Origin of the sequence: Enhygromyxa salina, from assembly GCF_002994635.1 — a bacterium.
GTDB classification, from domain to species: domain Bacteria; phylum Myxococcota_A; class Polyangia; order Nannocystales; family Nannocystaceae; genus Plesiocystis; species Plesiocystis salina_B.
Genome location: NZ_PVNL01000043.1, coordinates 1 through 25889 on the forward strand (window position 1 = coordinate 1; position 25889 = coordinate 25889).

General features: G+C 68.3%; 19 protein-coding genes and 2 tRNA genes. 11 read left to right on the forward strand and 10 right to left on the reverse strand.

Annotated elements, in window-relative coordinates:
* The coding region (locus ENSA7_RS10305) for a tetratricopeptide repeat protein (protein ID WP_146157549.1) at window positions 1-3552 on the forward strand (3552 nt) is incomplete at its 5' end.
* A gap of 80 nt (window positions 3553-3632) precedes the next feature.
* Window positions 3633-3719, forward strand: a tRNA-Ser gene (locus ENSA7_RS10310).
* Window positions 3720-3733: 14 nt separating this feature from the next.
* On the opposite strand, the gene ENSA7_RS10315 is transcribed toward ENSA7_RS10310, so the two are convergent.
* On the reverse strand, window positions 3734-4798 hold the full coding sequence (locus tag ENSA7_RS10315) for an aldo/keto reductase (protein WP_106089062.1): 1065 nt from the start codon (window positions 4796-4798) through the stop codon (window positions 3734-3736).
* A gap of 102 nt (window positions 4799-4900) precedes the next feature.
* On the opposite strand from ENSA7_RS10315, the gene ENSA7_RS10320 reads away from it, so the two are divergent.
* On the forward strand, window positions 4901-5818 hold the full coding sequence (locus tag ENSA7_RS10320) for a DNA-methyltransferase (protein ID WP_219907941.1): 918 nt from the start codon (window positions 4901-4903) through the stop codon (window positions 5816-5818).
* Here ENSA7_RS10320 and asnS read toward each other — a convergent pair.
* Entirely contained in the window at window positions 5803-7197 is a 1395-nt protein-coding gene (gene asnS / locus ENSA7_RS10325; RefSeq protein WP_106089064.1) for an asparagine--tRNA ligase, read from the reverse strand. The two genes, ENSA7_RS10320 and asnS, sit on opposite strands and share 16 nt — an antisense overlap.
* A gap of 46 nt (window positions 7198-7243) precedes the next feature.
* Between asnS and ENSA7_RS10330 the strand changes: the two genes are divergently transcribed.
* Window positions 7244-7960: a 7-carboxy-7-deazaguanine synthase QueE gene (locus tag ENSA7_RS10330; RefSeq protein WP_219907942.1), complete on the forward strand. Its 717-nt coding sequence runs from the start codon at window positions 7244-7246 to the stop codon at window positions 7958-7960.
* A gap of 83 nt (window positions 7961-8043) precedes the next feature.
* On the opposite strand, the gene ENSA7_RS10335 is transcribed toward ENSA7_RS10330, so the two are convergent.
* On the reverse strand, window positions 8044-8637 hold the full coding sequence (locus tag ENSA7_RS10335) for a hypothetical protein (protein WP_106089065.1): 594 nt from the start codon (window positions 8635-8637) through the stop codon (window positions 8044-8046).
* Window positions 8638-8841: 204 nt separating this feature from the next.
* Here ENSA7_RS10335 and ENSA7_RS10340 point away from each other — a divergent pair, with 204 nt between their 5' ends.
* Genes ENSA7_RS10340 through folK form a run of 5 tightly spaced genes read left to right on the forward strand, consistent with a single transcriptional unit; the run spans window position 8842 to window position 11705 of the window.
* Window positions 8842-9561, forward strand: coding sequence for a hypothetical protein (locus tag ENSA7_RS10340; RefSeq protein ID WP_106089066.1), 720 nt, complete (start codon window positions 8842-8844; stop codon window positions 9559-9561).
* 43 nt (window positions 9562-9604) lie between these two features.
* Complete coding sequence (locus ENSA7_RS10345; RefSeq protein ID WP_106089067.1) at window positions 9605-9925, forward strand: hypothetical protein; 321 nt, start codon at window positions 9605-9607, stop codon at window positions 9923-9925.
* Window positions 9926-9932: 7 nt separating this feature from the next.
* Window positions 9933-10253 (forward strand): iron donor protein CyaY, encoded by a 321-nt coding sequence (gene cyaY, locus ENSA7_RS10350; protein ID WP_106089068.1) that lies wholly within the window; start codon window positions 9933-9935, stop codon window positions 10251-10253.
* 4 nt (window positions 10254-10257) lie between these two features.
* Window positions 10258-11181: a hypothetical protein gene (locus ENSA7_RS10355; protein ID WP_106089069.1), complete on the forward strand. Its 924-nt coding sequence runs from the start codon at window positions 10258-10260 to the stop codon at window positions 11179-11181.
* Window positions 11178-11705 carry a 2-amino-4-hydroxy-6-hydroxymethyldihydropteridine diphosphokinase gene (folK, locus tag ENSA7_RS10360; RefSeq protein ID WP_106089070.1) on the forward strand — a complete coding sequence of 176 codons (528 nt, stop codon included), beginning with the start codon at window positions 11178-11180 and terminating at the stop codon, window positions 11703-11705. Before ENSA7_RS10355 ends, folK begins: the two co-directional genes overlap by 4 nt.
* Before the next feature lie 22 nt (window positions 11706-11727).
* Here folK and ENSA7_RS10365 read toward each other — a convergent pair whose 3' ends face one another.
* The 6 genes from ENSA7_RS10365 to ENSA7_RS10390 form a co-directional block, all read right to left on the reverse strand.
* Complete coding sequence (locus tag ENSA7_RS10365) at window positions 11728-12207, reverse strand: hypothetical protein (protein WP_106089071.1); 480 nt, start codon at window positions 12205-12207, stop codon at window positions 11728-11730.
* A complete protein-coding gene (locus ENSA7_RS10370; protein ID WP_106089072.1) occupies window positions 12204-13526 on the reverse strand; it encodes a hypothetical protein in 1323 nt (440 codons plus the stop codon). The genes ENSA7_RS10365 and ENSA7_RS10370 overlap by 4 nt, the downstream gene beginning before the upstream one ends.
* A gap of 101 nt (window positions 13527-13627) precedes the next feature.
* Complete coding sequence (glmS, locus tag ENSA7_RS10375) at window positions 13628-15529, reverse strand: glutamine--fructose-6-phosphate transaminase (isomerizing) (RefSeq protein ID WP_106089073.1); 1902 nt, start codon at window positions 15527-15529, stop codon at window positions 13628-13630.
* A 77-nt stretch (window positions 15530-15606) separates the two neighbouring features.
* Complete coding sequence (locus ENSA7_RS10380; RefSeq protein ID WP_106089074.1) at window positions 15607-17136, reverse strand: M16 family metallopeptidase; 1530 nt, start codon at window positions 17134-17136, stop codon at window positions 15607-15609.
* 20 nt (window positions 17137-17156) lie between these two features.
* The gene (locus ENSA7_RS10385; RefSeq protein WP_181233583.1) at window positions 17157-18548 is read right to left on the reverse strand and encodes a M16 family metallopeptidase; all 1392 of its coding nucleotides are present in this window, start codon (window positions 18546-18548) and stop codon (window positions 17157-17159) included.
* Window positions 18549-18928: 380 nt separating this feature from the next.
* Window positions 18929-22171 (reverse strand): serine/threonine-protein kinase, encoded by a 3243-nt coding sequence (locus ENSA7_RS10390; RefSeq protein ID WP_146157550.1) that lies wholly within the window; start codon window positions 22169-22171, stop codon window positions 18929-18931.
* A 278-nt stretch (window positions 22172-22449) separates the two neighbouring features.
* Between ENSA7_RS10390 and ENSA7_RS10395 the strand changes: the two genes are divergently transcribed.
* Window positions 22450-22521, forward strand: a tRNA-Gln gene (locus tag ENSA7_RS10395).
* A 40-nt stretch (window positions 22522-22561) separates the two neighbouring features.
* Window positions 22562-23509, forward strand: a complete 948-nt coding sequence (locus ENSA7_RS10400; protein WP_106089077.1) for a ribose-phosphate pyrophosphokinase — start codon at window positions 22562-22564, stop codon at window positions 23507-23509.
* A gap of 162 nt (window positions 23510-23671) precedes the next feature.
* Here ENSA7_RS10400 and ENSA7_RS10405 read toward each other — a convergent pair whose 3' ends face one another.
* Window positions 23672-25831 (reverse strand): C1 family peptidase, encoded by a 2160-nt coding sequence (locus tag ENSA7_RS10405; protein WP_106089078.1) that lies wholly within the window; start codon window positions 25829-25831, stop codon window positions 23672-23674.
* Between the last annotated feature and the right edge of the window lie 58 nt (window positions 25832-25889).

Consider the following 25889-nt stretch of genomic DNA (forward strand, 5'->3'; position numbering starts at 1 on the left):
GTGCGGGCGGCGGCCCCGGCACCCGCACCGGCCCCGCCGCCCGCACAGGTCAAGGCCCCCGCACCGGCCAAGCCGCCGGGGCCTGGGCTCGGGCTGCCGTCGTTCCCCAGCTCCGGCGCCAAGTCGCCAGCGGCTCCCGCCGCACCGCCGCCGCCGATCGATGATCCCTTCTCCTCGGGGGTCTTGCCGGTCGACTCGGGGGTGATGGCCGCGGACTCTGGCATCTTGCCCGGCGCGTCCGCCAGCATGCCGGGCGGCCTGGGCAGCTTCGACGACGACGACGACGACGACCCGTTCTTCGCAGGCGATCTCGAGCGCCTGCCGGAGCTCGGCTCGATCACTCACGGCGACGCCGACGAATTCTCACAGGAGGATCCGGCCGCGCGCAGCGGCGTGCAGGAGTTCGAGTACCAGGGCGACTCGGAGACGATCGAGCTCGCTGATCTCTCGGCGGGATCCAGCGCGCCCCCGCAGGCGCCGGTCGAGTACCCGTCGCGGCCCAGCTTCGACAGCCCGGACTTCGCGGGGCTGGATCTGCCCGCGGCCTCGACCAGCGGCGTCCAAGACCTCGTCGACGACGGCTTCGACCTGCCGATGCCCGCCGGTCGCGCGCAGGACATGGATCTCCCGGAGCCGCCCAACTTTGGCGGAGGGGTCGCTCGCGGGGCGGTTCCAGTCGGCGAGCCCGACTTCGAGCTCCCGACCCCAGTCGATGACGTGGGCTTCGATGCCCTGTCGATCGACGACCTGCCGATGCCGTCGCCGGATCTGCCGATGCCGGTCGACAACCTGCCGGGCGAGCTCGACGACTTTCACGCCCCGGTCGATGACTTCCCGGCGCCCGACCTCGACGACTTCGACTCGCTGCCGACCGCGGCCGACTCGCTGCCGCGAGCGGTCGACTCGCTGCCGAGGGCCGTCGACACACTGCCGCGGGCGGTCGACTCGCTGCCGACCTCGGCGGGCCGGACCGCGGCGAAGCCGGCCAACCTGGTGCCGGCTTCGGTCGATGACCTCGATCTCGACCTCGACGACGCCCAGCCAACCACTGGCGGTCTGCGCGGCCTCGGCGAGAAGCCGATCGAGCAGCCGATCGCCGCGGCCACGGGTGAGCCCGCGAGCGCGTTCAAGCAAAAGCCCGCGCGGATCCCCGACGGGCCCCGCCGCGGCGTCAACCGCTGGGTCGTCTATGGCTTGCTGGGCGCGATCGTGCTGATCGGCGGCGGCGTGCTGGCGATGCAGATGGGGCTGTTCGACTCGGACAGCGTGGACCCGCCGGTCGACCAAAATGACAGCGGCGGCGAGGTCACGCCGCCATCGGCGGAGCCGACCGAGCGGCCCGAGGGCGTGCTCGCCAAGTTCGATCAGGACACGCCGGCCAGCTACGTGCAGGCCTACGAGCTGTCGGAGAACGACCCGGTCGGTCGGGCCGAGGCCGCGCTGCTGCTGCACTACCGCTACGGTCCCGATCCAGCGCGCCTGGCCGAGGCCGGCCAGCTGCTCGCGCCGTTTCAAACCAGGCCCGAGCCGTTCGTGCGTCGGGTCGTGGGCCTGACGCTGCTGGTCAACGGCAAGCGTGACGAGGCGCTCGCGTTGCTCGACGACACCGGGCCCCGGACCGCGCTGTATCAAGCGTGGGCGCTGCTCGACAAGGGTGAGACCGAGCGAGCCCGGGCCGCGGCCGAAGCTGCGGTCGCGCGCAGGCCCGGCGATCAGGCCGCGCAGCTGACCGTGCTGCAGGTTCGGTTCGCCGCCAACCCCGTCGACGGGATCGCGGCGATGCGCCAGGCCGCCAAGACCTCGCCGAACCACCTCGCGCTGCAAGAGGCGCTGATGCACGCAGCCCTGGATCAAGGCCGGCTCGACGAGGCCGCGCAGATCGGCCAGAGCATTCAGCCGGCGTCGATCAGCGACACCCACAAGGCCGAGCTCCTGCGCCAGCGCGCGGGCATCGCGATGGCCCAAGGTCGGACTGGCGCGGCCATGCGCTTGCTCGACCAGGCGCTGGCCAGCGACGACAAGCTGACGGCGGCCCGGATCGATCGCATTGATCTGTGGCTGAGCAACAAGGATTTCTCTTCGATCCGCGCCGAGCTCGACGTCTTGATGCAGGGCGAGGGCGCGAAGAATCCGCTGCTGATCAAGACGGCCGCCCGGGTCGACCTCGAGGCCGGCCTCGACGACGAAGCGCGGGCTCGCCTGGACTCGCTCGGCGAGGCTGGCAGCAAGGATCCACAGGTCCAAGATCTGATCGGCCAGGCGCACGCGCTGGTCATGAAGATCGACGAGGCCCGCACGGCCTTCGCCCTGGCCCGCAAGCTCGACCCGCTGTACACGGCCCCGATCATCCACGAAGTGGACCTGCTGATCCGCTCGGACCTTCGCGATGACGCGCTGAAGCTGCTCGACGAGCAGCTCGCGGCGTTGGTCGCCGCCGACGCCAAGGCCAGCGTTCGCGGCCGCCAGTCGCTGGCCGCCGTCGGCCGGGTCCGCGCCGAGGTCCTGCTCAGCAAGGGCGAGCTCGAGCGGGCCCTGACCGCGATCGAAGACGCGATCACCAGCGATCCAGCGAGCAACGACGCGCTGTTGCTGCGTGCGCGCCTGCTCGATCAGCTCGACCAGCGTCAGGCCCACGAAGAAGCGCTGCTCGAGCTGCACGAGCGCACGGGTGGCTACCCCGGCCTGACCGAGCCGCTCGGCAAGGTGCTGCTGCGCAAGGGCAAGCTCGACGAGCTCGAGGCGTTGATCAGCGCGAGCTTGGAGGCCCCCGAGGCCTCGCGTGAGATCATCTTGACCGGCGCCGCCCTGCGCCTGGCCCAAGACCGTCCCGAGCAAGCTCAGAGCCTCGCGCAGAAGGTCATCGAGCGTGATCCAACCGATACCCGCGCGCACCTGCTGCTGGGTCGGGCGTTGCTGATCCAGGGTCAGTACGCTCGCGCGCTGTCGGAGATCGAGAGCGCCCAGACCCGCGACGGCGACGCCGAGGTCGAGCTGTGGCTCGGGCAGGCGCTCGAGTACAACGCCCGGCCCAACGACGCCCGCGGTCACTACACGCGCGCGCTGCAGCTGGACCCCAAGAACCTCGAGGCCGCGGCGCTGCTCGGTCGGCTGTACGCCTACGAGGGCGCCGCCGCCAAGGCGATCGAGCTGCTCACGCCGGTCGTTCAGCAGACCGACGCGTACCCCTACGCCTACCTCGCGCTCGGGCTGGCCCACAAGGACATGGGCAAGCGTGAGCAGGCGATCGGCGACTTCCAGAAGGCCCAGCAGCTCGACGCGAGCCTGTTCGAGGCCTTCTATCAGGAAGGCCGGATCCACAACGATCTGAACAAGCACGGCGCCGCGGTCAAGGCACTACAAGCCGCGATCGACAACGCCAAGGCCAACGCGACCGAGCGCGCCCTGATCGACGCCTATCGTCGGCTCGGCGAGAGCTACGTCGAGCTCGGCCGACGCGCCGAGGCCAAGGCCGCGCTCAACGAGTACATGAACCTCGCGCCTGCCAACGCGGCCGGCCGCAGCGAAGTCGAGCGCCTGCTCCGAGGGCTCTGAGCGGGTCCCGCGGGCGCTGAGTCGGAGTCACCGGGCTGGACGCCGCCGGTCCGCCCGGGCATACTCCCAGCCGCCTGACCGGAGGAGTGGTCGAGTGGTTTAAGGCGGCGGACTTGAAATCCGTTGTGGGGGAAACCCTACCGGGGGTTCGAATCCCTCCTCCTCCGTTACTTTGTCTCGCTCACGCGGGGCGGCCGTCGATCCGGCCGCGGAGCTCGCCGCGGACCAGGTCGAGCACCGCGTCTGCGCCAAGAAAATCGTGCGGGAACCCGAGCCGCACCTTGCTGACCTCGGCGAGCGTGGCCAGCTGCTCGGCGCTGAGCTCGAGCGAGGCGGCGCCCAGGCTGTCTTCGATCTGCGAGAGCTTGCGAGCGCCGACGATCGGGATGTAGCGGTAGCCTTGCGCGCTCACCCACGCCGCGGCGACCTGGGCCGAGCTCGCGCCGAGCTCGTCTGCGATCGCGTCGACGGTCCGGGCGATCTCCAGCGCGCGATCCGAGGTCCGCCCGCGCGACACGTTGCCCTGCTTGCGCAGCGAGTCCGCCGATCCCGTCTCGCGGGTGTACTTGCCCGTCAGCACCCCGCCACCTAGCGGCGCCCAGGCCAGGATCGAGAGCCCGAACTGCTCGGCCATCGGCAGCAGGTCGCGCTCGGGCGTGCGCTGCAACAGGCTGTACTCGATCTGCAGGGCGATGAAGCTGGTCCACCCGCGCAGCTCGGCGAGCGTATTCGAGGCCGACACCACCCACGCGGGCGTGTCGCTGATCCCGATGTAGAGGATCTTCCCCGCGCGGACCAGGTCATCGAGCGCGCGCAGGGTCTCCTCGTAGGGGGTGTACTGGTCCCACGCGTGGACCCACATCAAGTCGATGTAGTCGGTTCCGAGCCGACGCAGCGAGTCATCGACCGCGCGGTGCAAGCTCTTGCGATGGTTGCCCGACGCGTTTGGATCGGCGCTGTCCATCGACAGCGTGTACTTGGTCGCGAGCACGGTCCGATCGCGGCGACCCGGGAGCTGCGCCAGCCAGCTGCCGACGATCTGCTCAGTCTCGCCGCCGTGATATTTGTTGGCGGTGTCCAAGAAGTTGCCGCCCGCGTCGGCGTAGGCGTCGAGCACCTGGTGACTGGTCGCCTCGTCGGCGCCGAAGCCCCACTGCTCGCCGAAGCTCATCGTGCCCAGGCAGATCTCGGAGACGCGCAGGCCCGAGCGGCCGAGCAGTCGGAAGCGTAGGTTGGGTGTCGCCATGGCGGCCACTATACCCCGCGCCAGCGCAGCCGCTGACAGCGGCTGCAGTCGGCGCAGTGTCAGGGAGTCTGTGGGGCAAAAGATCCTCTGGCATCATGCCGCGTGTCCGAAGCACAGACGCCCGATGAGGCCGCCCGCGGTCCGAGCGTTCGGATCATCCACGCCAACAACCTCGTCGCGCTGCCCCACCTGCCGGCGGCTGGGTTTCGGCTGATCTACATCGACCCTCCGTTCAACACGGGCAAGTCGCAGGTTCGCAGGCGACTACGGACCACGCGGGTCGCCGACGCGAGCGAGCCGAGTGACCGCACGGGGTTCGCGGGCGCCCGCTACGCGACGACGCTGCTCGACACCAAGGCCTACGCAGACAGCTTCGACGACTTTCCGGCGTTCCTCGAGCCGCGCCTGCGCGAGGCCCATCGCCTGCTGAGCGACGACGGCAGCCTGTTCGTGCACCTCGACTATCGCGAGGTCCACTACGTCAAGGTCCTGCTCGACACGATCTTCGGCCGCGACTCGTTCATCAACGAGCTGATCTGGGCCTACGACTTTGGCGGGCGGACCAAGAAGCGCTGGTCGGCCAAGCACGACAACATCTTGTGGTACGCGAAGGATCCCAAGCGCTACGTGTTTCGCTACGACGAGATGGATCGGATCCCCTATATGGCGCCCGGCCTGGTCGGGCCCGACAAGGCCGCGCGCGGCAAGACCCCGACCGACGTCTGGTGGCACACGATCGTCAGCCCGACCGGCAAGGAGAAGACCGGCTACCCCACGCAGAAGCCCGTGGGCGTGCTGCGGCGGATCGTCAGCGTGCACTCGGATCCCGGCGATCACGTGCTCGACTTCTTCGCGGGCAGCGGATCACTGGGCGCGGCCGCGCTCGCGGCTGGGCGCTCTGCCACGTTGATCGACTCGAACCTCGAGGCGATCGAGGTGATGACCCGCCGACTCGGCGCGCAGCTCGGCGCCGAGCTGACGCCCGAGCAGATCCCCGCCCCCGATCAGAACTTGCAGTGACGGGGCGTCCGCGGGAACGGGATCACATCGCGGATGTTCTCCATGCCCGTCACGTACATGACCAAGCGCTCGAACCCCAGACCAAAGCCCGCGTGTGGAGCTGTGCCAAACCGCCGGGTGTCGAGATACCAGGCGTAGTCGTCGGCGTTCAGGTGCGGATCCGCGGCGAAGATCGACTCGAGCACGTCGAGCCGCTCTTCTCGCTGCGAGCCGCCGATCAGCTCGCCGATGTTCGGGACCAGCAGATCCATCGCCGCGACGGTCTTGCCGTCGTCGTTGCGGCGCATGTAGAACGACTTGATCTGCGTGGCGTAGTCGGTCACGAAGGTCGGCCGGCCGAGGATCTTCTCGGTGATGTGGCGCTCGTGCTCGGCCTGCAGGTTCTTGCCCCACTCGACCGGAAACTCGAAGGTCTCGCCAGACTCCTGCAGCAGCTTGACGGCCTCGGTGTAGCTGATCCGCACAAACTCGGCGCTGACCACTTGCTCGAGCCGCGCGACCAAGCCCTTGTCGATGTGCTGGTTGAAGAACGCGAGGTCCTCCCCGCACTTGTCGAGGGCCGTGCGCAGCAGATACTTCACGAACACCTCGGCGAGGTCGCAGTCGTCCTGCAGGTCGCACCACGCCATCTCGGGCTCGATCATCCAAAACTCCGCGGCGTGCCGGCTGGTGTTGGAGTTCTCGGCCCGGAAGGTCGGGCCGAAGGTGTAGATGTCCGACAGCCCGAGCGCGAACGCCTCGCCGTTGAGCTGACCCGAGACGGTCAGGTAGGTCGGCTGGGCGAAGAAGTCCTGATCACTGTCGACGCTGCCGTCGGGTCGGCGCGGCGGAGCGCCAACATCGAGCGTCGTGACCCGGAACATCTCGCCCGCGCCCTCGGCGTCGCTGGACGTGATGATCGGCGTGTGGACGTAGACGAAGCGGCGGTCCGCGAAGAACTGGTGAACGGCCTGGGCGAGCACGCTGCGGACCCGAAACACCGCGCCGAAGGTGTTGGTCCGGACCCGCAGGTGGGCCTGCTCGCGCAGGAACTCGAACCCGTGGCGCTTCTTCTGCAGTGGATAGCTGGGGTCGGCTTTGCCGACGATCTCGACCTTGGTGGCCTTGAGCTCGACGGTCTGGCCCTTCGCGGGCGAGGCCACCAGCTCGCCCTCGACGCTGAGCGCGGAGCCGGTCGTGAGGTGGCGAAGCTCCTCGAAGCCCTCGAGCTCCGCCCCGGCGACGACCTGCAAGCTCGCAAACGAGGAGCCATCGTTGAGCGCGATGAACACGACCTTCTTGCTGTCGCGCACGGTCCGAGCCCAGCCCTTCACGCGCACGCCCACGACGGGGGGGGCGGCGTCGAGCGCATCGACGATCTTCGTTCGCGGCGTCTGCATCGCCGCAGGCTAGCTCATCGGGCCGGGATCGGTCAGCATCCCCGCGGTGGCTTCGCTGCGGATCCAAGAGCGCTTTGTCTCGGTCCAGGGGGAGGGCGCGCTGGTCGGCGTCCCGAGCAGCTTCGTGCGGGTGTCTGGCTGCAACTTGCGCTGCGTGTGGTGCGACACTCCGCGCAGCTCGTGGGCGCCCGAGGGGGAGGCCACGGGGCTGGACGAGCTCGTCGAGTGGTGCGCCGCCGGCCCGCGCCACGTGGTCCTGACTGGCGGCGAGCCGATGCTGTTCTCGCCCGCCGCCGAGCTCAGTCAAGCGCTGCGCGCGGCCGGCCATCACCTCACGATTGAGACCGCGGGCACCGTCTGGTGCGAGGGCCTGCAGGCTGATCTCATGTCGATCTCGCCCAAGCTGTCGCACAGCACCCCGTGGCGGCGCGACCCCAAGCTGGCGACGATGCACGAGGCCGCTCGCCTGAACCTCGACGTGCTCGCGCGGCTGATCTCGAGCTACGCGTGGCAGCTCAAGTTCGTGGTCCGCACGGCGGCGCTCGAGCAGCTCGAGGCCGACCTCGCCGAGATCGATCAGCTCGTCGCCGAACTCGACTTACCAAAAGACGCGCGCGAGCAGATCTTGCTGATGCCCGAGGGCGTCGACGACACCAGCTTGCGGGCCGGCTACCTGGCCGCGATCGACTCATGTCGGGCGCGCAACTATCGGCTCGGCCTGCGTCTGCACATCCACCTGTTTGGCCACACCCCAGGAACCTGAGCAGCCATTTCTTTCAGCTCGGGCGAAGCTTCTCGCCCGCTTGCAGGCGCCATTCGTGGACTGGATCACCGTGGGCAGCGAACTCACTCGACGGTGTCGATCACGAAGGTCGAGGAGCCGTCGGGGCCGTCGTCGTCGCTCGACTCGTCGGTGACGAGCTCGGCGGGGCGGCGGATCGAATTCCAGCTGTTGCTCGACAGCTCCGCGTCCTCGAGGTGTCGTCGCACGGGCACGTTGTCTTGCGCGCCAGGGCCGGGCGCCGGGGTGCCATCGGCGTGGCTGCGCCGACGGGTGTCACCCTGCAGATGTCGGGGCTGACTGAGCCGCCAAAACCGCACGGTCTTGACGGTGGCCCCGGTCAAGCGCGCGAGCTCGTCGTCGCTGAGGCGCGGGAGCAAATCGGCGAATCGGCCGAGCGCGCGGCTGACCTCGTCGATCTGCAGGCGAAGGCTCTCGACCGCGGTGATCGGCGCCCGAGCGAGCCGCGCCAGATCTTCGTCACTCAGGCGCGAGAACAGATCCAAATATGGAACCAGCCTGTTCATTGGGTTGGGAGTCTTACGCGCGCTGCTGGACTCGCGGCTGCGTGCCTCGACCTCGGCGCGAGTCACCCGGACCTGCTTGAGAGCAATTCGGCCGAGGGTCTCGGGTGAACCATTCGGGTCTTCGTCAGCCATCGCACTCGCGCGGGTCGTATCGACTCGTCGACGAAGTGTACTCCTGGCGCACGAGACCAGCGAGAACACGGCTGGTTTTTTTAGTGAGCCACGCCGGCTGTATGGACACGTAGTGATCACACTGATCTTTAGGTCACGCTTGGCACCGAGTGCGATATCCGAACCTCACGGACGCGCAGACAGGGAGGCTATGCTCACAGGTGGATGGACGCCCGCAACGGCTCACTGGCACTGCTCGCGCTCGGCGCGATCGCATGCTCAGACACGCCACGCAGCTGTGATCTGTCGACGTCCGCGCTGGTGCTGCAGGCGACCGTCAGCGACCTCGATGACGGCGTCGCGGTCGAGATCGAGCTGGAGACCGCGGGCGAGACCGGCTCGCCTGGCGGCTCGGGTACCACGCTGGCGCTGTGCCCAGACGCAGATCGGCTCGAGGTCAACGGCGTGGTCGCCGAGGAGCTCTACGCGCTCGGCCACCGCTACTACGTCGTGAGCTTCGACGAGTCCGCGTCGAGCTATGAGATCTCGCTGCAGCGCAACGACAACACCAGCGTCAGCGCGATCGTGGAGATGCCGCCCACGCTCGAGATCTCGGAGCCGGGTGGCGGGTCCACGCGCTCGCGCGGCGAGCCGATCGAGATCGGCTGGACGCCGAGCTGGAGCGGACACCAGATCAACCTCGCGATTGAAGACGAGATCGGCTCGAGCTGCATCGAGGGCCTCGGCTATGACAGCGACATCGACGACACGGGCAGCTTCAGCGTCGGCGCCAACGCGCTGATCGGGGGCAGCGCCGCCAGCACCTGCGAGGTCACGCTCACCCTGACTCGCGTGCTGGAGGCCGAGTACCCGGCCGAGCTCGCGGCCGGCGGCAGCATCACGGCGATCGTCAAGCGTCGGCGCCTGTTCACGTCGGTCGAGTGAGCGCGGCCAGACATCTCGACCGAAAATCTGGCAAAGTCACGGGGTGGGCAGCCAGACCGACGTCGACACCGAGATCGAGAGTCGCGCCAAGCGGCGGCGACTCGGGCTCGTCATCCGTGCGCTGATCTACGTCCCGTTGCTGGGGTTCTTCGGCTGGCAGGCGGGGACCACCTTCGTCGCCCAGCGCAGCGCCGCCGACGACAATTTTCGGGCCCTCGTCCAGGCCCGCTTGCACGCCATGCCGGCGCCTCGCACGATCAAGCTGCCCAACGGCGAAGAGATGCCCGTGTTCGAGGTCACCGAGGCCCAGGCCGTCGAGATGGGGCTGCTGCCAGCGACCGGTGACGCGCCCGCGGACGAGTAGCACCATCATGGATCTCAAGACCTTCTATACCGAGGCCACCACCGCCCTTCGCCACATCGACGAGGTGCTCGGCGACCTCGAGCACGAGCTGCTCGACGTCAACCTCGCGGGCGACGTCCTGACCCTCGCGTTCGAGGACGGGGCCAAGTTCGTCATCAACGCCCACTCCGCCGCCGAACAGATCTGGATGGCCGCGGGCACGACCGCGTGGCACTTCGACTTTGTCAGCGAGCGCGACGTGTGGATCGCGAGCAAGACCAACGAGGAGCTGATGACCACGGTCGCCCGGGTCGTCGGCGCCAAGCTGGGCGAGACGCTGACGCTCTGAGGCCGTGGTGCACGCCAGGTTTCGGGGCCCGGACGCTGCGGTCGCGCTCGCCTGCGTCGGGCTCGTCTGCGCGGCGCTGGGCTGCGCGCCGATCGACGTCACCAACACGGTCACGATCCGACCCCGGCCCGGACCGAGCGAGCAGTTTGGCGGCGAGCAGCTGGCGGCCCGCGAATTCGTCGCCGACTACGTTCAGATCGACGCGCGCCTGTTGATCGAGCTCCGCGAGCTGCAAAGCTGCGTGACGGCCCGGCATGTGCCGGTCCTGCGGGTCGAGAAGGTCCACCGCAGCAACCGCGGGTTCGTGATCTGGGACTTCGCGCTGGGGACCTTCACGGGCGCCTTCGCGGCGTTGGCGTTCGCGCAGCCGCGGTTGTTCTCGGATCGCCTGATCGACGGCACCGGGCGCGAGGTCTACGACTACACCGGCGCCTACGTGATCGGCGGCGTGTTCGCGGCGATCTCGGCTGGTCTGCTCGCGGCGGGGATCGTCGACGCCCACCGCTCGCGCGACACCACCCGCTACGCCGACGCGTTCGAGGTCGAGCTTGGACCCGAGCAAGCTTGCGCCGACAGCCAGCCGACGCCGCTGGCCGAGCGCGGGCTGAGGCTGGTCGTCGCTGGTGGTGTGATCGAGCTCGAGGCCGTGACCGACGCGAGCGGACGGGCGCGGTTCGAGCTGCCGGCCTGGGACGCGAGCGTGCCTGCGGGTGGGCGTCTGCCCGCGGTGATCGAGATCGCCACGCTGGACGCCGCCGATATCGAGCCGCGGGTGCTCGTGCTGTCGCTGCGGGTGCCGTTCGCGGGGATGACCGACGCGCACACGGGCGTCGCGGACACCCGCCGATCCGCGCGCGACGATGAGCCTGGGCCGCTCGGGCTGATCGAGGGACCCCAGCCGGCCGCGAGCCCAGCGGGAGCGCCATGACCCAAGCAACCCAGATCGCCCGCTACTTGGTCGGGATCGGCAGCAACCTCGGGGATCGACAGGGCAGCCTGCGCGCCGCCGCGGCCGAGCTCGCGGCGCTCGCCGACGTCACGCTGACCGCTCGCTCGGGCGTATGGGAGACGCGGCCGCTCGGTCCTGGGCTGGGTGCGTTTCTCAACGCCGCCGTCGAGCTGCACACCCCGATCCCCGCGGCCACGCTGCTCGACCACTTGCTGACGGTCGAGCGTCGTCACGGTCGAGTCCGGCGCGAGCGCTGGGGCGACCGCACCTTGGACCTGGATCTGCTGTGTGGGTTCGACCCTGACGGGCGCGAGCTGATCCTCGACACCCCCAGCCTGACGCTGCCGCATCCCGAGCTCGGGCGCCGCGACTTCGTGCTGCAGCCGTTGCTCGACATCGATCCGACCCTGCGCGTGGCTGGCCGCAGCTGCGTTGAGCTGCTGGCCAACCTCGACGACGATCAGCGCACGCTGCTGCGACGGCTGTCGCCGTCCGCTTGGTAGCACGACCTCATCGTGATGCTCGCTAGTCTTGCGCCTGGTGGCGCAAGAACTCCTTCGCGAGCATCTCCGCCGAGACCCCGATATCCGCGTCCGGCACCACCGAGGCCTGCGAGCGCCAATCCACGAAGTCGGGCGCCTGGCGCAACAATTCCTCGTAGAAGTCCTCCGGAATCCAAAAGATCACCGGACCCCGGAGCAGCTCGAGCCGATCACGATTCAGGTTGAGCCGCGCTGCGAGGTCCGCGGCCGCGTCCCTGGGCATGCGCTCGAACCCGTGGACGAGGTGCAGTACACCCTCCGGCTGGGTGTCCGCGAGCAGTCCGTCGATGCCGTCGAGATCCAGTCGATGCCAGCGCGGCTCACCAAACCGCCGCAGTATCTCGGCGATACGCGTGAGCGCGGGCCGGGCCAGCGCTCCGCGTCCGAGCAACAAGAAGATCTCGAACCCGGTGTCGAACTCGAGCGCACCCTGAAGCCGTCGAAACCAGCGCGAGTCCTTCATGATTTATGCAGTTGGATGAGTGGATTGGGAGCAAACCACATGTCGCCATTCGCATAGGGGATCGCATAGTTCCACAACAGCAACTCATGCGAGACCTGGCCACCCTTGGGTTCCCCGTGCGCTTCGATATATTCGAGCTCTGCTCGGCGAATCCCGGTCATGGTGATCTCGAATTCCTTGCCCCACTCGTCGGCGGCCCGCTCGGCGGTCTGGGTGTCGATGCTGGCCAGCCCATCCATGCCCGCGAGCTTGGCAGCCTCCCGCACGAGCTGAAGCAGCTGGCGAGTGAGGCCTCCAGACTTGGTGATCAGGAGATCGAGCGCCCCGACGGAGAACGAGGTGGAAACATCGAGCTGCGCGCTCGCGCAGCGCCGCGAGATGATCTCGCGCGCAGCTGCACGGCCGCCGGACACTTGCTCTGGCGCGACGTGTCGCGTGGTCGTCGTGGGCCCAGCGACGATCAGGTTGGTCAATCGTGCCCGGTCGAAATGGTTGGCAACGGCGCTCCACTCCGCCGCCAACATCAGTGTCACCGGGCCAGTGTAGACCAGCGGAGCCTGCGGTTTGGTCAAGGTCCGGCTGGTCGCGAATAGGTCGCGGATCGACTCGATCTTTGTCAGCTTGTCGAGCCCATCGACGAGCACCAGCGGGGCCCGGATCTGCGCGACGTCGACCAAGATCTGATCCACGACCCAGACGAGCGCGTCCAGGGCCGGGTCACCATCCTTGACCGGGCGCGTGAGGCCGCCCAGCGCCGGCCGCCCAACCGGCACCAGCGGGGACCCCGTCGCAGCACGCACCGCCTGCAGCCCAGTCTTCGCAGCTGTCGTCGCACCCGGAGCCAACAGGTCGAAGGCCAGCAGCGCGACACCCTCGACGAGATCCGCGACCGCAATGTTGTGACGGCGGTCCAACAGCCCCTCGAAGGTCTGCTCGAGGTGTTTTTTCAGGGTCGGATCGACTTGATGACCAAAGCGACTCGCCGCGGTTCGAATCGCAGCGGCGCCGATGCAAAACAGGATCTCGGCGGCGCTGACTTCGTCGATCCGCGCGGCTGCACGCCACAAGTCCACGCCCACGACCACGTGCGATCCCGCCAGTAACTCGGCGAGCTTCGTCAGCTCGGTGCTCTTTCCCGCCCCTACCGAGCCACAGATGACCCACTTGCCTTGCTCGTCGAAACCAGCGTCGAGCGAACTGGCGATCCTGCGCGCGACCGAGTCCGAGCGCTCGACGAACAGGTTGAGCTCGTCGATGTGGAGGCGCTCTTTGGGGTCACAGACCTTGTAGAGCCGCCGCCAGCCGTCGGAAGGAGTCATTGCTGTGACTGTAGCCCACCCGCGATACACCGACAGTGGCGCCAGCGGCGCGTGAGTGCCGCGCTGTGCTGCCAACCACCAGTCGTGCGACTGGCAGCGCACTATTCGACGGTGACCGACTTGGCGAGGTTGCGCGGCTGGTCCACGTCGGTGCCCTTGAGATCCGCGATGTGATACGCGAGCAGCTGCAGCGGCACCGAGGCGAGGATCGGCTGCAAGAAGGGATCGACCTTGGGAACCATGATCACGTCGTCGGCCAGATCACCGATCTGGTCGTCGCCGGAGCTGGCGACCGCGATGATCTTGCCGCCGCGGCTGCGCACCTCTTCGAGGTTCGAGAGCGTCTTGTGGTAGCCGGGCCCCTCGAGCGCGAGCACGACGACCGGGACGTTCTCGTCGATCAGGGCGATCGGCCCGTGCTTCATCTCGCCGCTGGCGTAGCCCTCGGCGTGGACGTAGCTGATCTCCTTGAGCTTGAGCGCGCCCTCGAGCGCGACCGGAAAGCTCAGGCCGCGGCCGAGGTACAGCCAGTCGCGGGCGGCGACCCAGCGCCGGGCGATGATCTTGATCGCGGCCTGGACCCCGAGCACCGCGTCGATCGCGATCGGCATCTCGCGCAGGCCGTCGAGCAACGCGTTGGCGCGCTCGGCATCGAGCGCGCCGGTCCGGCGGCCGAGGTGCACCGCGAACATGGTCAGCATGGTCAGCTGGGTCGTGAACGCCTTGGTCGAGGCCACCGAGATCTCGGGCCCGGCGTGGGTGTAGAGCACGTGGTCGGCGGCGCGGGCGATCGAGGAGTCGACCACGTTACAGATCGCCAGGCCGACCGCGCCGAGCCGCCGGGCCTCCTGCAGCGCGGCCTTGGTGTCGGCGGTCTCGCCCGACTGCGAGATCGCCAGGACCAGATCACCCGCGCGGACGATCGGCTCGCGGTAGCGAAACTCGCTGGCGAGATCGACCTCGACGGGGATCCGCGCGAGCTGCTCGATGAGGTACTTGCCGGCCAGCGCGGCGTGCCACGAGGTGCCGCACGCGACCATCGTGATCTTGTGGCGCTCGGCGAGGGTGGCGAAGTCGATGCCGGACAGATCACTGAAGTCGAGGGTGTCCTCGCGCTGCGGCTCAGCCCCGCGAAATTGCGGCAGCCGACCGCTCAGGGTGTCGCGGACCGCCCGCGGCTGCTCGAAGATCTCCTTGAGCATGAAGTGCTTGAAGCCCTGCTTCTCGGCGGCCAGCGGGCTCCACTCGATCCGTCGCCGGGCTCGCTTGGCCGGCTGACCGTCGGCGTCGAGCAGCTGCACGATCCCGCTGGGGTCGACGATCGCGATGTCACCGTCGTCGAGATCCACGACCGTGCGGGTGTGCTCGAGGATCGCCGCCACGTCCGAGGCCACGAAGCTCTCTGCGAGGTCCAGTTGGCCTTGCGCGCCGCCGAGTCCGATCAACAAGGGCGAGTGGTGGCGGGCCGCGACCAGCTGCTCGGGGTGCTCGTCGTGGACCACACACAGCGCGTAGGCGCCGTGCAGCTGCGAGATCGCCTCGCGCACGGCGGACACCAGGTCGGCGGCCCCCTGCTTGGCGGCCGCGTCGTAGATCTCGTCGATCAGGTGAGCGACGACCTCGGTGTCGGTCTCGCTCGCGAACGCCCGGCCGCGGGCGATCAACGCCTCGCGGTGCTTGGCGTGGTTCTCGATGATGCCGTTGTGGACGACACACACGCGCCCGGCCCGATGCGGATGCGCGTTGAGCTCGCAGGGCCGGCCGTGGGTGGCCCAGCGCGTGTGGCCGATCCCGCTCGCGCCGCTGACCGGCTCGGCCTCGAGCTTGGCCGCGAGCGAGGCGATCTTGCCCTCGCAGCGAGACACGACCGTCAACGGGTTTCGGCCGGGGTCGAGGATCGCGACGCCAGCCGAGTCATAGCCGCGGTACTCGAGCCGACGCAGTCCGTCGACGAGGATCGGGGCCGCGGGACGGGAGCCTGTGTAGCCAATGATGCCGCACATGAGCGACTGTTATACCCGAGCCGCCCCGACTCGGCCCGTGCGCGCGCACGGCGGTCAGGACGGCTGGGCGGCGCGCGCTACAGCGGCTTCAGATCCGTGTCGTACTCGTAGATCTTGGCGCCTTCGAGCTCTTTGACGTCCTTGAGCTGCTTTTTGACCTTCGCCGCCTTGCCCACGATCACGATCACCGGGGTGGTGTGGATGTGCTTGGCCGCGGTGTCCTTGATGTCACCGAGTTCGATCTTGCGGACCTCCTCGATGTAGTTGTTGTAGTAGTCCTCCGGCAGGTTGTAGGTCAGCATCGTGCCGACCTTGCCCGCGATCTGCGAGGCGGTCTCGATCTGCAGGGGGAAGCTCAGGGCCATGTTGTCGACGGCGGCCTTGAACTCTTGCTCGGTCGGATCCGTGGTCCGCAGCTGGTCGATGTGACCCAGCAGCGCGCTGAGCATCTCGTCGGTCTCCTTGGTCTGGGTGACGAGCAAGAACGCGCCGATCGCCTTTTGCGGCGCCTGGAACGAGCCGATGTTGTAGGTCAGCTTCCGCTCTTCGCGGATGTCACGGAACAGCCGCGAAGACATGCCGCCACCGAACAGCTTGGTGACCGCGGCCATCTTCTCCCACTCGGGGCTGTTGCGGGCGACCGAGTTGACGTTGGCGATGACGATGTCCGAGCTGATCTGGTTGCGGTCGACGATGTGAACCGCGAGCTCGGTGGGGACCGCCTTTTGGTAGTCCGCGCCCGTGAACGCCTCGAGTGGGTGCGGCGGGACCTCGCCCTCGAACGGCTTCCAGCGCCCGAGCGTGCTCTCGACCAGCTTCTGGACGTCGGCCTGGGTCACGTCGCCCGAGAGGATCAGGTAGGCGTTGCCGGGCCGGTAGTAGAGGTCATGGAACGCACGCAGCGCCTCGGGCGTGACGGCGTCGATCTCGGCGTCGGTCGGGAAGTCCGGCGCGTAGGGGTGGCCGGGCGGGAACAGCAGCTTTTGGGTCAGCCGCTGCGCGAGCGCGCCGCCGTCGGACTTCTCGCCCTTGATCGCGACCTTCTGCTGGTCCTTTTGCTTCTCCAGCGCGTCCTTGTCGAACTTGGGGTTCTGCGCGACGTCGTTGACCAGCTCGAGCGCGAACTTGAGGTTGGGCGTCAACACCCGGGTCTGGATGAAGCTGTTGTGCTCACCCGCGCCGGCCGACAGGCTGCTGCCGAGCTGCTCGATCGACTCGTCGATCTTGGCCTTGCTGCGCTTCTTGGTGCCCTCGGTCAGCATCGACGCCGTCATCGCGCCGACCAGGTCGTCGTTGATCGTGCCGGCCTTGACGACCAGCTGCACGTCGACGAGCGGGACCTCATGGTTCTCGACGATGTAGACCATGAGCTTGTTGGGCAGCTCGAACTTTTGCAGCGCCGGGAAGTTCACGGACCGCTGCTCGGACGGCGGCGGCGGCTCGGGGTACACGCGCGCGGGCTCGGCCGGCGGCGCCTCGACCTCGACGGTCTCGGCCGGTGGCGTGGGGTCCTCGGTGTTCTTGTCGCAGGCGGTCAAGCCCAGCGAAGCAAGTAGACCAGCGCCAGCGGCGATGCTGATGAAACGGTGACGGATGTCGATGTTCATGGCGAAGTTACTCCCGTTCCTCAGTTGGCCTTGGCGTCGGGTTTGGCGTCAGCTGCGGGCTCGGCCCCAGCCCCTGCTTTGTTGGCGGGGACCAGCTCGTAGAACACCCAGTTGTCGTTGAGGTACTCGGCGGCGACGCGCTTGACGTCCTTGGCCGTGACCGCCGCGTAGCGATCGAGATCGGTCAGCACGCGCTTGGGGTCGTCGTAGAACAGCGCGCCGTTGGCGATCGTGCTGGCCCGACCAGCGTTGCTGGCCAGGGTCGAGACCGTGCCCATGAGCTGCAGGTTGATCGCCTTCTCGAGCTCCTTGCTCGACACACCCTTCTTGGCGACGGTCGCGAGCTCGCTGGACAGCAGCTGCTTGACGTCGCCGAGGTGCTTCTCGCCCTCGGGCGTGGGGACGCCGAAGAACAGCATGCCGCCGGCGTCGCGGAACGCGAAGATGTGGCCACCGCCAGCGCCCGCGGTCCACTTTTTCTCGTCGGTCAGCAGCTTGGACAGCCGCGCCGACTCACCCCCGAACAAGATGTTGCCGAGCAGGTCGAGCGCCGGGCGGTCCGGGTGATCGTCGCCCACGGTCGGCCACGCCCACACCCACTGGGTCTGCTGGGCCTTGTCGTCGGGGATCTGCTTTTCGATCTTGCGCCCGCGGACCATGGTCGACGGCGGCGGATCCGGCGGCTCGGCGCCCTTGGCGATGCCGCCAAAGTAGTGCGTCACCCGATCCTTGACGTGGGCGAACTCGACGTCGCCGACGATCACCAGCACCGCGTTGTTGGGCACGTAGTAGGTCTTGAAGAACGCCTCGGCGTCCTGGGCCTCGGCCGCGTCGAGATCCTCGAGCGCGCCGATCGGCATGTGGGCGTAGGGCGTGCCCTCGAACAGCTCGCTGATCATCTGCTCGAAGGCCTTGAAGAAGGGCTGGTTCTCCGAGCGGTCCTTCTCCGACTTGACCGCCGAGCGCTGGGCTTCGAACGGCTCTTTGGTGATCTCGAGGAACTCGAGGCGGTCGGCCTCGCCCCACAGCACCATGTCGAGGTACTGGCTGGGGATGTTGTGGTAGTAGAAGGTTTGATCGAACGAGGTCGCGGCGTTGATGTTGCCGCCCGCGCCCTCGGTGTACTCGCCGATCATGTTGTCAGCCAGGTTCTTCGAGCCCTGGAACATCATGTGCTCGAAGAAGTGCGCGAACCCGGTGCGACCCGGGACCTCGTCGCGCGAGCCGACGTCGTAGGTGATGTTGATGTTGAACGCGGGCGTCGAGTGATCCTCGACGACGTACACGCGCAGGCCGTTGTCGAGCGTGAAGGTCTGAATATCGAGTTCGATATTCAGCTTGTCCTTGGCGGCGTGCGCGGGCGGGGCAAGCGTGACGGCGCCGAGGATCGGCAGCGCCAGCGCGCTCGCCATGGCCAGGCGCAACAGGGGAGTGGATCGTCGGCGAACTGTCATCTTTGCTCGTGTCTCCAGGTGGGGCGGCGCGAACCCTATCAGCCCGTGCGGGGCGGGTGTAGACCCCCCACCCGATCCTGGACCCTCGTCACGCAGGTCCGCTGCGTGTCCGGTCGGCCGCTCACGCAGCCTCGAAGCGCCGGCGATCTGGCGCGCAAAGCCGTCACTCGACCCCGCAGAACCGGCGCTAACGCGATTCTCGTGGGCGGGGACTCGCGTGCCATCCAGGGTGCGGACGAACCCCACGAGATCGTGTGCCTGATCGCATCGCCACGCCCGCCGTGTCCTGACTCATGCGAGCGCGTGAAACCTGGCCGGAGTCAAAAACGGAGCTGAGATCACTCTCGAGGCAGCGCTGCGAGTCCCTCGCGGGCCCGCTTGCTGCCGCGCTCCCACTCGAGCAGCTCGCTCAGGCGCAGGGCTTCGTCGAGGCAGCGCCGCGCGTCGTCGGGCCGGTCGCCGTCGACCCGCAAGCTGGCCCGGAGCAGCAGGAACTCGGCGCTGGTCCGGCGGTCGCCGATCTTGCGCGCGAGCTCGAGCCCGCGGCCGACGTGTTGCTCGGCGAGCATCGCCTGATCGAGCGCGCGGAGCAGCCGACCCAAAAATTCGTGACAGCGCATCACGCCCAGGTTCTCGTTGCGCCGCTCGGCCTGAAACAGCGCGTGCTCGGCCCAGGTCCTGGCCTTGAGGGAGTCGCCCGAGCGCTCGTGCAGATCGGCGGCGGCCAACAGGTAGCGCCACATCGACACGTCGATGATCGCGCGGGGGCCGTCGCCGAGGGTGCACATGTCGAGGCCCTCGCTCAGTTCCTTGATGCCGCGGGTCAGCTGCCCCGCGCTGGCGTAGGCGCCGGCGAGGTCGGCGTAGAGCTCGAGCAGCGCCGGCCGTCGGCCCTGCGCGATCAGGGGTCCGAGCGCGCGCTGGTAGGCGTCGATCGCCCCCTTCCAGTCGCGCTTGCGGCTGAGGCAGCGGCCCAGCGCGCGGTGCATCTCGGACTCGAGCTCGGGCGCCTGGCCGGTGCCGAGCACCTTGCGGAGCGTGTCGATCGCCTCGTCCACCCGATCCGTGAAACAGAAGGGATCGATCAGCTCGGCGATCAGGTGGGCCTCGTGCTGCAGCCGATCTTCGTCGGCGAGCCGGCGGCAGGCCTTGAGCGCGGTCCGGAGCAGGCGCACGGCCTTGGGATCGTCGAACGACGCGATCGCGGTCACGGCCGCCTCGCGCAGGGCCTCGATCAGCTCGACGGTCTGAACCCGGCCGGGGGTGTCGCGGACTCGGCTGGGTTGGGCGCGCAGCAGGTGGAGGGCCCGGACCGTGGGCGACAGCTGGGCGCTCTCGGTTCTGATCGCGGCCTCGCGATGGAGGTGGCGCGCGCGGTTGCGATCCATCGTGGTCGGGATGTGCTCGCAGATCCGCCGGCTGCGAAACTCCCAGGTGCGCCCGTCGACTGCGGTGAGCAGCCCGGCGTGGACCAGCGCGTTGAGGTGTCGCCGGAGGTCACCGGGCTGACCCAGCGGGTCGGTCTCGCGCAGCGCGTCGACGTCATCGAGGGTCATGCGCTCGCCGAGCAGTGACGCGAGCTCGATGACCTGGCGCTCGTTGGCGGCGAGGTTTCCGAGCCAGGCGTTGATCGCGTCGACGACGTCGACCGTCTGGCCGGCGGCCGGCAGGCTGCGGACCGCGAGCTCGAGCTCGAACGGGGTCATCGGCGCGTGGCTGGCCAGCCGGGCCGGCAGCGCGGACTTCGACTTCGACAGCCCCTCGGCCCACGCTTCGATCTCGGTCGGGCCGAGCCGCGGGAGCGCGACCACGGGGCTGTGCAGCCAGTCGCGCTTCTCTTCGGCGGTCGCGACCAGCAGCAGGATCGGGTGCTCCGAGCGCGCTCGGACCAGCTGCTGCAGGACCCGACGCGACGGCGCGTCCCAGCGATCCACGTCGTCGAACACCAGCACGAGCGGCCGCCCGGAGACCTCGGTGAGCGCCTGCACGGCCGACGTGAAGCACTCGCGACGGCGGACCGCGTACTCGATCGCGTTGGCGCCGACGCCCGCGCCCACGCCCACGCCGAACAGCTCCTGCATCCCCGGCAGCGCCTCGTAGGACAGGCCGATCAGGTTGGCCGCGCGGTTGATCTCGCCGGGTGTGGCGCTGCGATGGTCGACGGCGAGCAAGCTGCTCACGGCCACGCGGATCGGCCACAGCGCGGTCATGGCCCCGGTCGGCTCGCAGCCGGTCTGCAGCACCCGCCAGCCGTGTTGCTCGGCGCGATCGCACAGCTCGTCGAGCAGCCGCGACTTGCCCGCCCCGGATCCGCCCGCGATGACCTGGGTCATGAGCCCGGGCTTGGGATACTGAAGCTGGCGCTCGGCGGCGGCGAGCACCGCCGCCCATGCCTCGCCCGCGAGGCGCGAGGGCAGGGCGCGCAGCAACACCTCGGCCGTGGCCTCGCCCGTGGCCTGGCGCAGCGCCCGAGTCGAGCGCCGCTCGACCCGCCAGTTCGGCGTGATCGCGTGCTGATCCGGCGCCGGGATCCCGCACGCCGGACAGTAGCGATCGACCGGCCGCATCTGCTCTTGGCAGTTGGTGCAGTGGATCTGCGCCTGGTGACCCAGCCGGGCAGCCTCGACGATCGCCTCGCGGAACTCGGCGGCGTCGGCGTAGCGACCGTCTCGCTCTTTGGCCAGCGCCCGCAGGCACACCGCCTCGAGCGGATCCGGCGTCTTGCCCAGCACCTCGCTGGGCGGCTTGGGGACCTCGTGGATGTGGCGGTGGAGGATCTCGACCGCGACGTCCGACTCGAACGGCGGCCGTCCGGTCAGCATCTGGTAGAGGATCACGCCGACCGCATAGATGTCCGAGCGCTGATCGAGCTTGAGCCCGCAGGCCTGCTCCGGCGACATGTACTCGGGCGTTCCGCACACGGCACCTTGGCTGGTCAGGCCCGGGCGCGCGCGCGCGTTGGGGGCGTCGTCCATCAGCTTGGCGATGCCAAAGTCGAGGACCTTCAGCAGCTCGCCGCGGGTCCGCAGCGACTGGACCAGGATGTTCTCGGGCTTGAGATCACGGTGCAGGACCCCGAGCCCATGGGCCTCGGCGAGCGCCGCGAGCACCTGCAAGATCAGGTCTGCGATGCGCTCGCGTGTCAGCGGAAACTCGTCGTAGATGATCTGCTCGAGGGATCGGCCCTCGATGTACTCCATCACCAGGTAGGTGATGCCGTCGTGGGTCCGACCGTAGTCGACGACCGACACCACGTTGGGGTGGTTGAGGCTCGCGCAGTTGTGCGCCTCGTTGGCGAACCGAGCCTGCGAGTCGGGATCGTTGGTCAGCTGCGGGCTGAGGATCTTGATCGCAAACGGCTTGTGCAGCGCGGTCTGCTCGGCCTTGTAGACCCGGCCCATCGCGCCGCTCCCGAGCAGCTCTTCGATCCGGTAGCGATCCTCGATCACCACGCCCAGGTAGGGATCGCCATCGAGTGACGAGACGCTGGACAGATCCGAGCCGCAGGACGGACAGAACCGGTGCTCGTCGAGAACCCGCGCCTCGCACTGGGGACAGATCTTATGTGCTAGTTCGTGCACAGAGGACCTACATCGACAGTCATCCACGGTACCCCAGAGAGCTCAGGCGTGAAACTAACCGGCAGGGAAATCCTAGCCAGCGGTCTAAACCGCGCGGTGACCCGACCCGCGGTGTCACCGCCGAGCGATCGCGTGTGAGTTCGCGGCGGCCCCACCCGCGCGCTCTGATCGCCCTAAGTACGCAGATTTTCTAGACTTTTCGCGTCTCGCGCAGGATTGACACGGACGCACCGCACTTCTATAACCCCGCGCGATTGGCGGTTGGCAACACCCGCCGTTGGGGCGTCGGCAAGTGGTAAGCCATCGGTTTTTGGTACCGACATTCGTAGGTTCGAATCCTACCGCCCCAGTCTCACTTCTTCGGCCACCCAAGAGCCTCCCAGGCGCGCGATGAACCGACTGATCTCCATCTTCGGCGGCAACGCCAGCCCCGCCCTCACCGAGAAGATCTGCAAGTACGTCGGTCTCCCCAAGGGCACCTCACGCACCTCACGCTTCTCGGACGGCGAGATCTTCGTCGAGATCGGCGAGAACGTGCGGGGGGTCAACTGCTTCATCGTGCAGTCGACCTGCTCGCCGCCGAACGACAACTTGATGGAGATGTTGATCATGATCGACGCCCTCAAGCGCGCGAGCGCGGGCGCGATCGTCGCGATCATCCCTTACTTCGGCTACGCCCGGCAAGATCGCAAGGTCAAGCCGCGCACGCCGATCACCGCCAAGCTCGTCGCGGATCTGCTGACCGCCGCCGGGGCCACGCGGGTGCTCTCGGTCGACCTCCACGCCGGTCAGATCCAGGGCTTCTTCGACATCCCCTTCGACCACCTCTACGCGACCCCGATCCTGCGTGAGGCGTTCGCCGCCGAGGGGCTCGGCGGCGAGAACACGGTCGTGGTCTCACCCGACGCAGGCGGCACCGAGCGGGCCCGGGCCTACTCCAAGTTCCTCGACTGCTCGCTGGCGATCATCGACAAGCGCCGCGACTCGCCCAACGTCTCGCAGGTTCACCACCTGATCGGCGACGTCGAGGGCAAGCGCGCGATCCTGATCGACGACATGATCGACACCGCCGGCACCTTGTGCAACGCCGCCAAGGCGGTCAAGGAGCACGGCGCCGCCGAGGTGTTCGCCGGGGCCACCCACGGCGTGCTCTCGGGCCCCGCGATCGACCGCATCAACGAGTCGGTGCTCAGCCGCGTGTGGGTCACCGACACGATCCCGCAGCACGACAAGGTCACCCGCTGCGCCAAGCTCGACGTCCTCAGCACCGCCAACCTGGTCGGTGAAGCAATTAAGCGCATCCACCACGGCGACTCGATCTCCAGCCTCTTCGATTAGAAATCTTGCGTGAGCGTCGCGGGCCCCCGCGACAGAATCAGCAAAAAGAAAGCGAAGCGTTCCCCGAGTCCGAACCCGACCTCGAGCCCGAGCGCAGCGAGGGTGGCGACCCGCGCGGAGCGAAGCGAGCACGGGTCGCGTCGGGCAGGACTCGGGGTATGACTAGTCCCAGGAGGAGCAGACTTTGCCCTTGTCCTTGGCGAGCCACGCGATCGTGTCCTTCGCCGCGCTGATCCAGCTCTTCGGCGCCCCGAGATCGCCGTAGATCACGACCTCGAACAGCTGGGTGGCGTAGCCACACTCGCCGAGCCCGACGTAGGCGGAGCCGGCCCAGTAGTACACGTAGGGGATCCAGTCGTGCTTGTAGTGGGCGTCGGCGAACTCCGCGAAGTACAGCAGGGCGTCCCAGTAGTTGCCGAGCTCGTGCTCGGCCACGCCCATGAAGTACAGCGCGTAGGGGATGTTCTGATCGTTGGGGTACAGGGTCTTGAACGCGATGAACTCGGCCTTGGCGGCGGCGTAGTCACCCCCGGCGAACAGGTCATAGGCCTCGTCCCACAGGTCGTCCTTGTCCTTCGGCGAGGGCCCACCGCCGCCCGCCGAGTCGGCGCCGTCGGGCAGCAGGTGCAGCTCGAAGACGTCCATCTCGGTGGCCTCGTAGGCCTTGGGGACCAGCTCGAGATCCAGGGTCTTCCACGCCTCCCAGGTGTTGGCCTTGCCCTTGGTCGACTTGGCCCACACGCGCAGCTTCTTGGCCTGCAGCATGAACGGCTTGTGCGTGGGGTCGTCGAGGTTGAGCGACTTGCCGGCGGCGATCGTGTAGCTGGCGGTCTTGTTCGAGCCGGGGGCGCCGGGCAGCCAGGTGTCGCTGTTGTTGCGCTTGGTGTTCCACTGCACGAACACCTCGACGTTCTGGCCGCTGTCGTTGGTGACCCGGAAGTTGCGCTCGCTGAAGCTCTGGACGACCGGGCCGTTGTTGCTGTTGTTCTTGGCGTTGGCGTCTTCCTCGACCATCGCCCAGGCGGCGTACTCACCGATCCGGTTGCTGCCGTAGGCGATCCACATGTAGCCGTCTTCGCCCCAGTTGGTGCCCCAGCTGTTGCGCATCAGCCACGCGCCGCGATCGTCGTCCCAGCCGACCAGCACGACCGCGTGGTTGACGTTGGCGTTGGACTTCTCGTCGAAGGTGCCGCCGCTGTAGGCGATGAACGCCGGGGTCGCAGCCACGGCCGCGGTGATCGCCCCGTACTTGCACATCGCAGACTTGATGTCGGCGGTCTTTGGCATGACCGCGACGGGATCGACCCAGCCCCAGGTCTCGACCTCATAGGCGGTCTTGCCGTTGGCGCTGCACTTGTTGTCGTTGGCCTGGTAGGGGACGCTCTGCTCGGTCTGCAGGCCGTCTTTGCCGCCGCCCAGCCAGTCGTAGATCGGGGTGTACCAGCCGCCGTAGCAGCTCCCGCCACCCGAGCAGCTCAGCGCGTGCTGCTCGGCGAGGTCGGGCTTGGCCCCATTGATGATCGCGTTGCTGGCCTCGAGGGTCGAGACCGCCGCGAACGCCCAACAGCTGCCGCACGCGCCCTGGTTGCGGATCGGGCCCAGGCTGTCGCCCCAGCTGAACGCGTCGGCGCTGGGCGAGCACATGTCCGCGAAGTCGGTGCCGAGCCCCGCACCGCCGCTGCCACCCGATGACGAGCCGACCGGCGCTCCGAGGCCGCCCGGCAGATCGCCCTTGCTGGCGCGGGCCATGGCCCGGGGCTTGGCGGCCGCTCGGGCGACGCTGCGGACCATGAGGTTGCGACCGGCGAGCTGGGCCCGGGCCTCGGAGTTTTGCTTGGCGGCCCGCGCGAGCGGCTTGCTCGGGAGCGAGAGCCCGGTGAGCTCCGCCATCGGCTTGTCCATGGCCTCGGTGTAGGCGACCTCGAAGTTGAGCTTGCGCTTGGCGATGTCCTTGCGCAGGTTCTTGAGCTCTTTGTTGACCTTGCGCGGCGCCTTGGAGTTGCGGGCCGAGTAGCGGGCGGCGCGGGCCTTGGTCTGCTTGCTGCTCACCCGCGCGAGCTGGGGCTTGGGTCGAGCCCGGGTGGTCGTGGTCTTGGCCGACGCGACCCGCTGATACTTGGTCTTGGTCACCGGCGGCGGTGTGCCGACGCTCGGGGCCACCCGCTTGACCTTCTTGTTCGTGCTATTGGGGATCGCCCGGGCCGGCGCTTCGGCCTTGGCGTCGGGCGGGGTCGCGCGAGCAGGGGCGCGACCGGGGGGAGCAAACATGAGGCCCATGCAGAGGGCCGTGAGGGCGGCGGGGGAAGTCCAGGACATGGGCATGGCGGGGATGCTACCTGGTCGCTACGACGGCGGCTCGTGGATTTTGTTCGAATCGTCG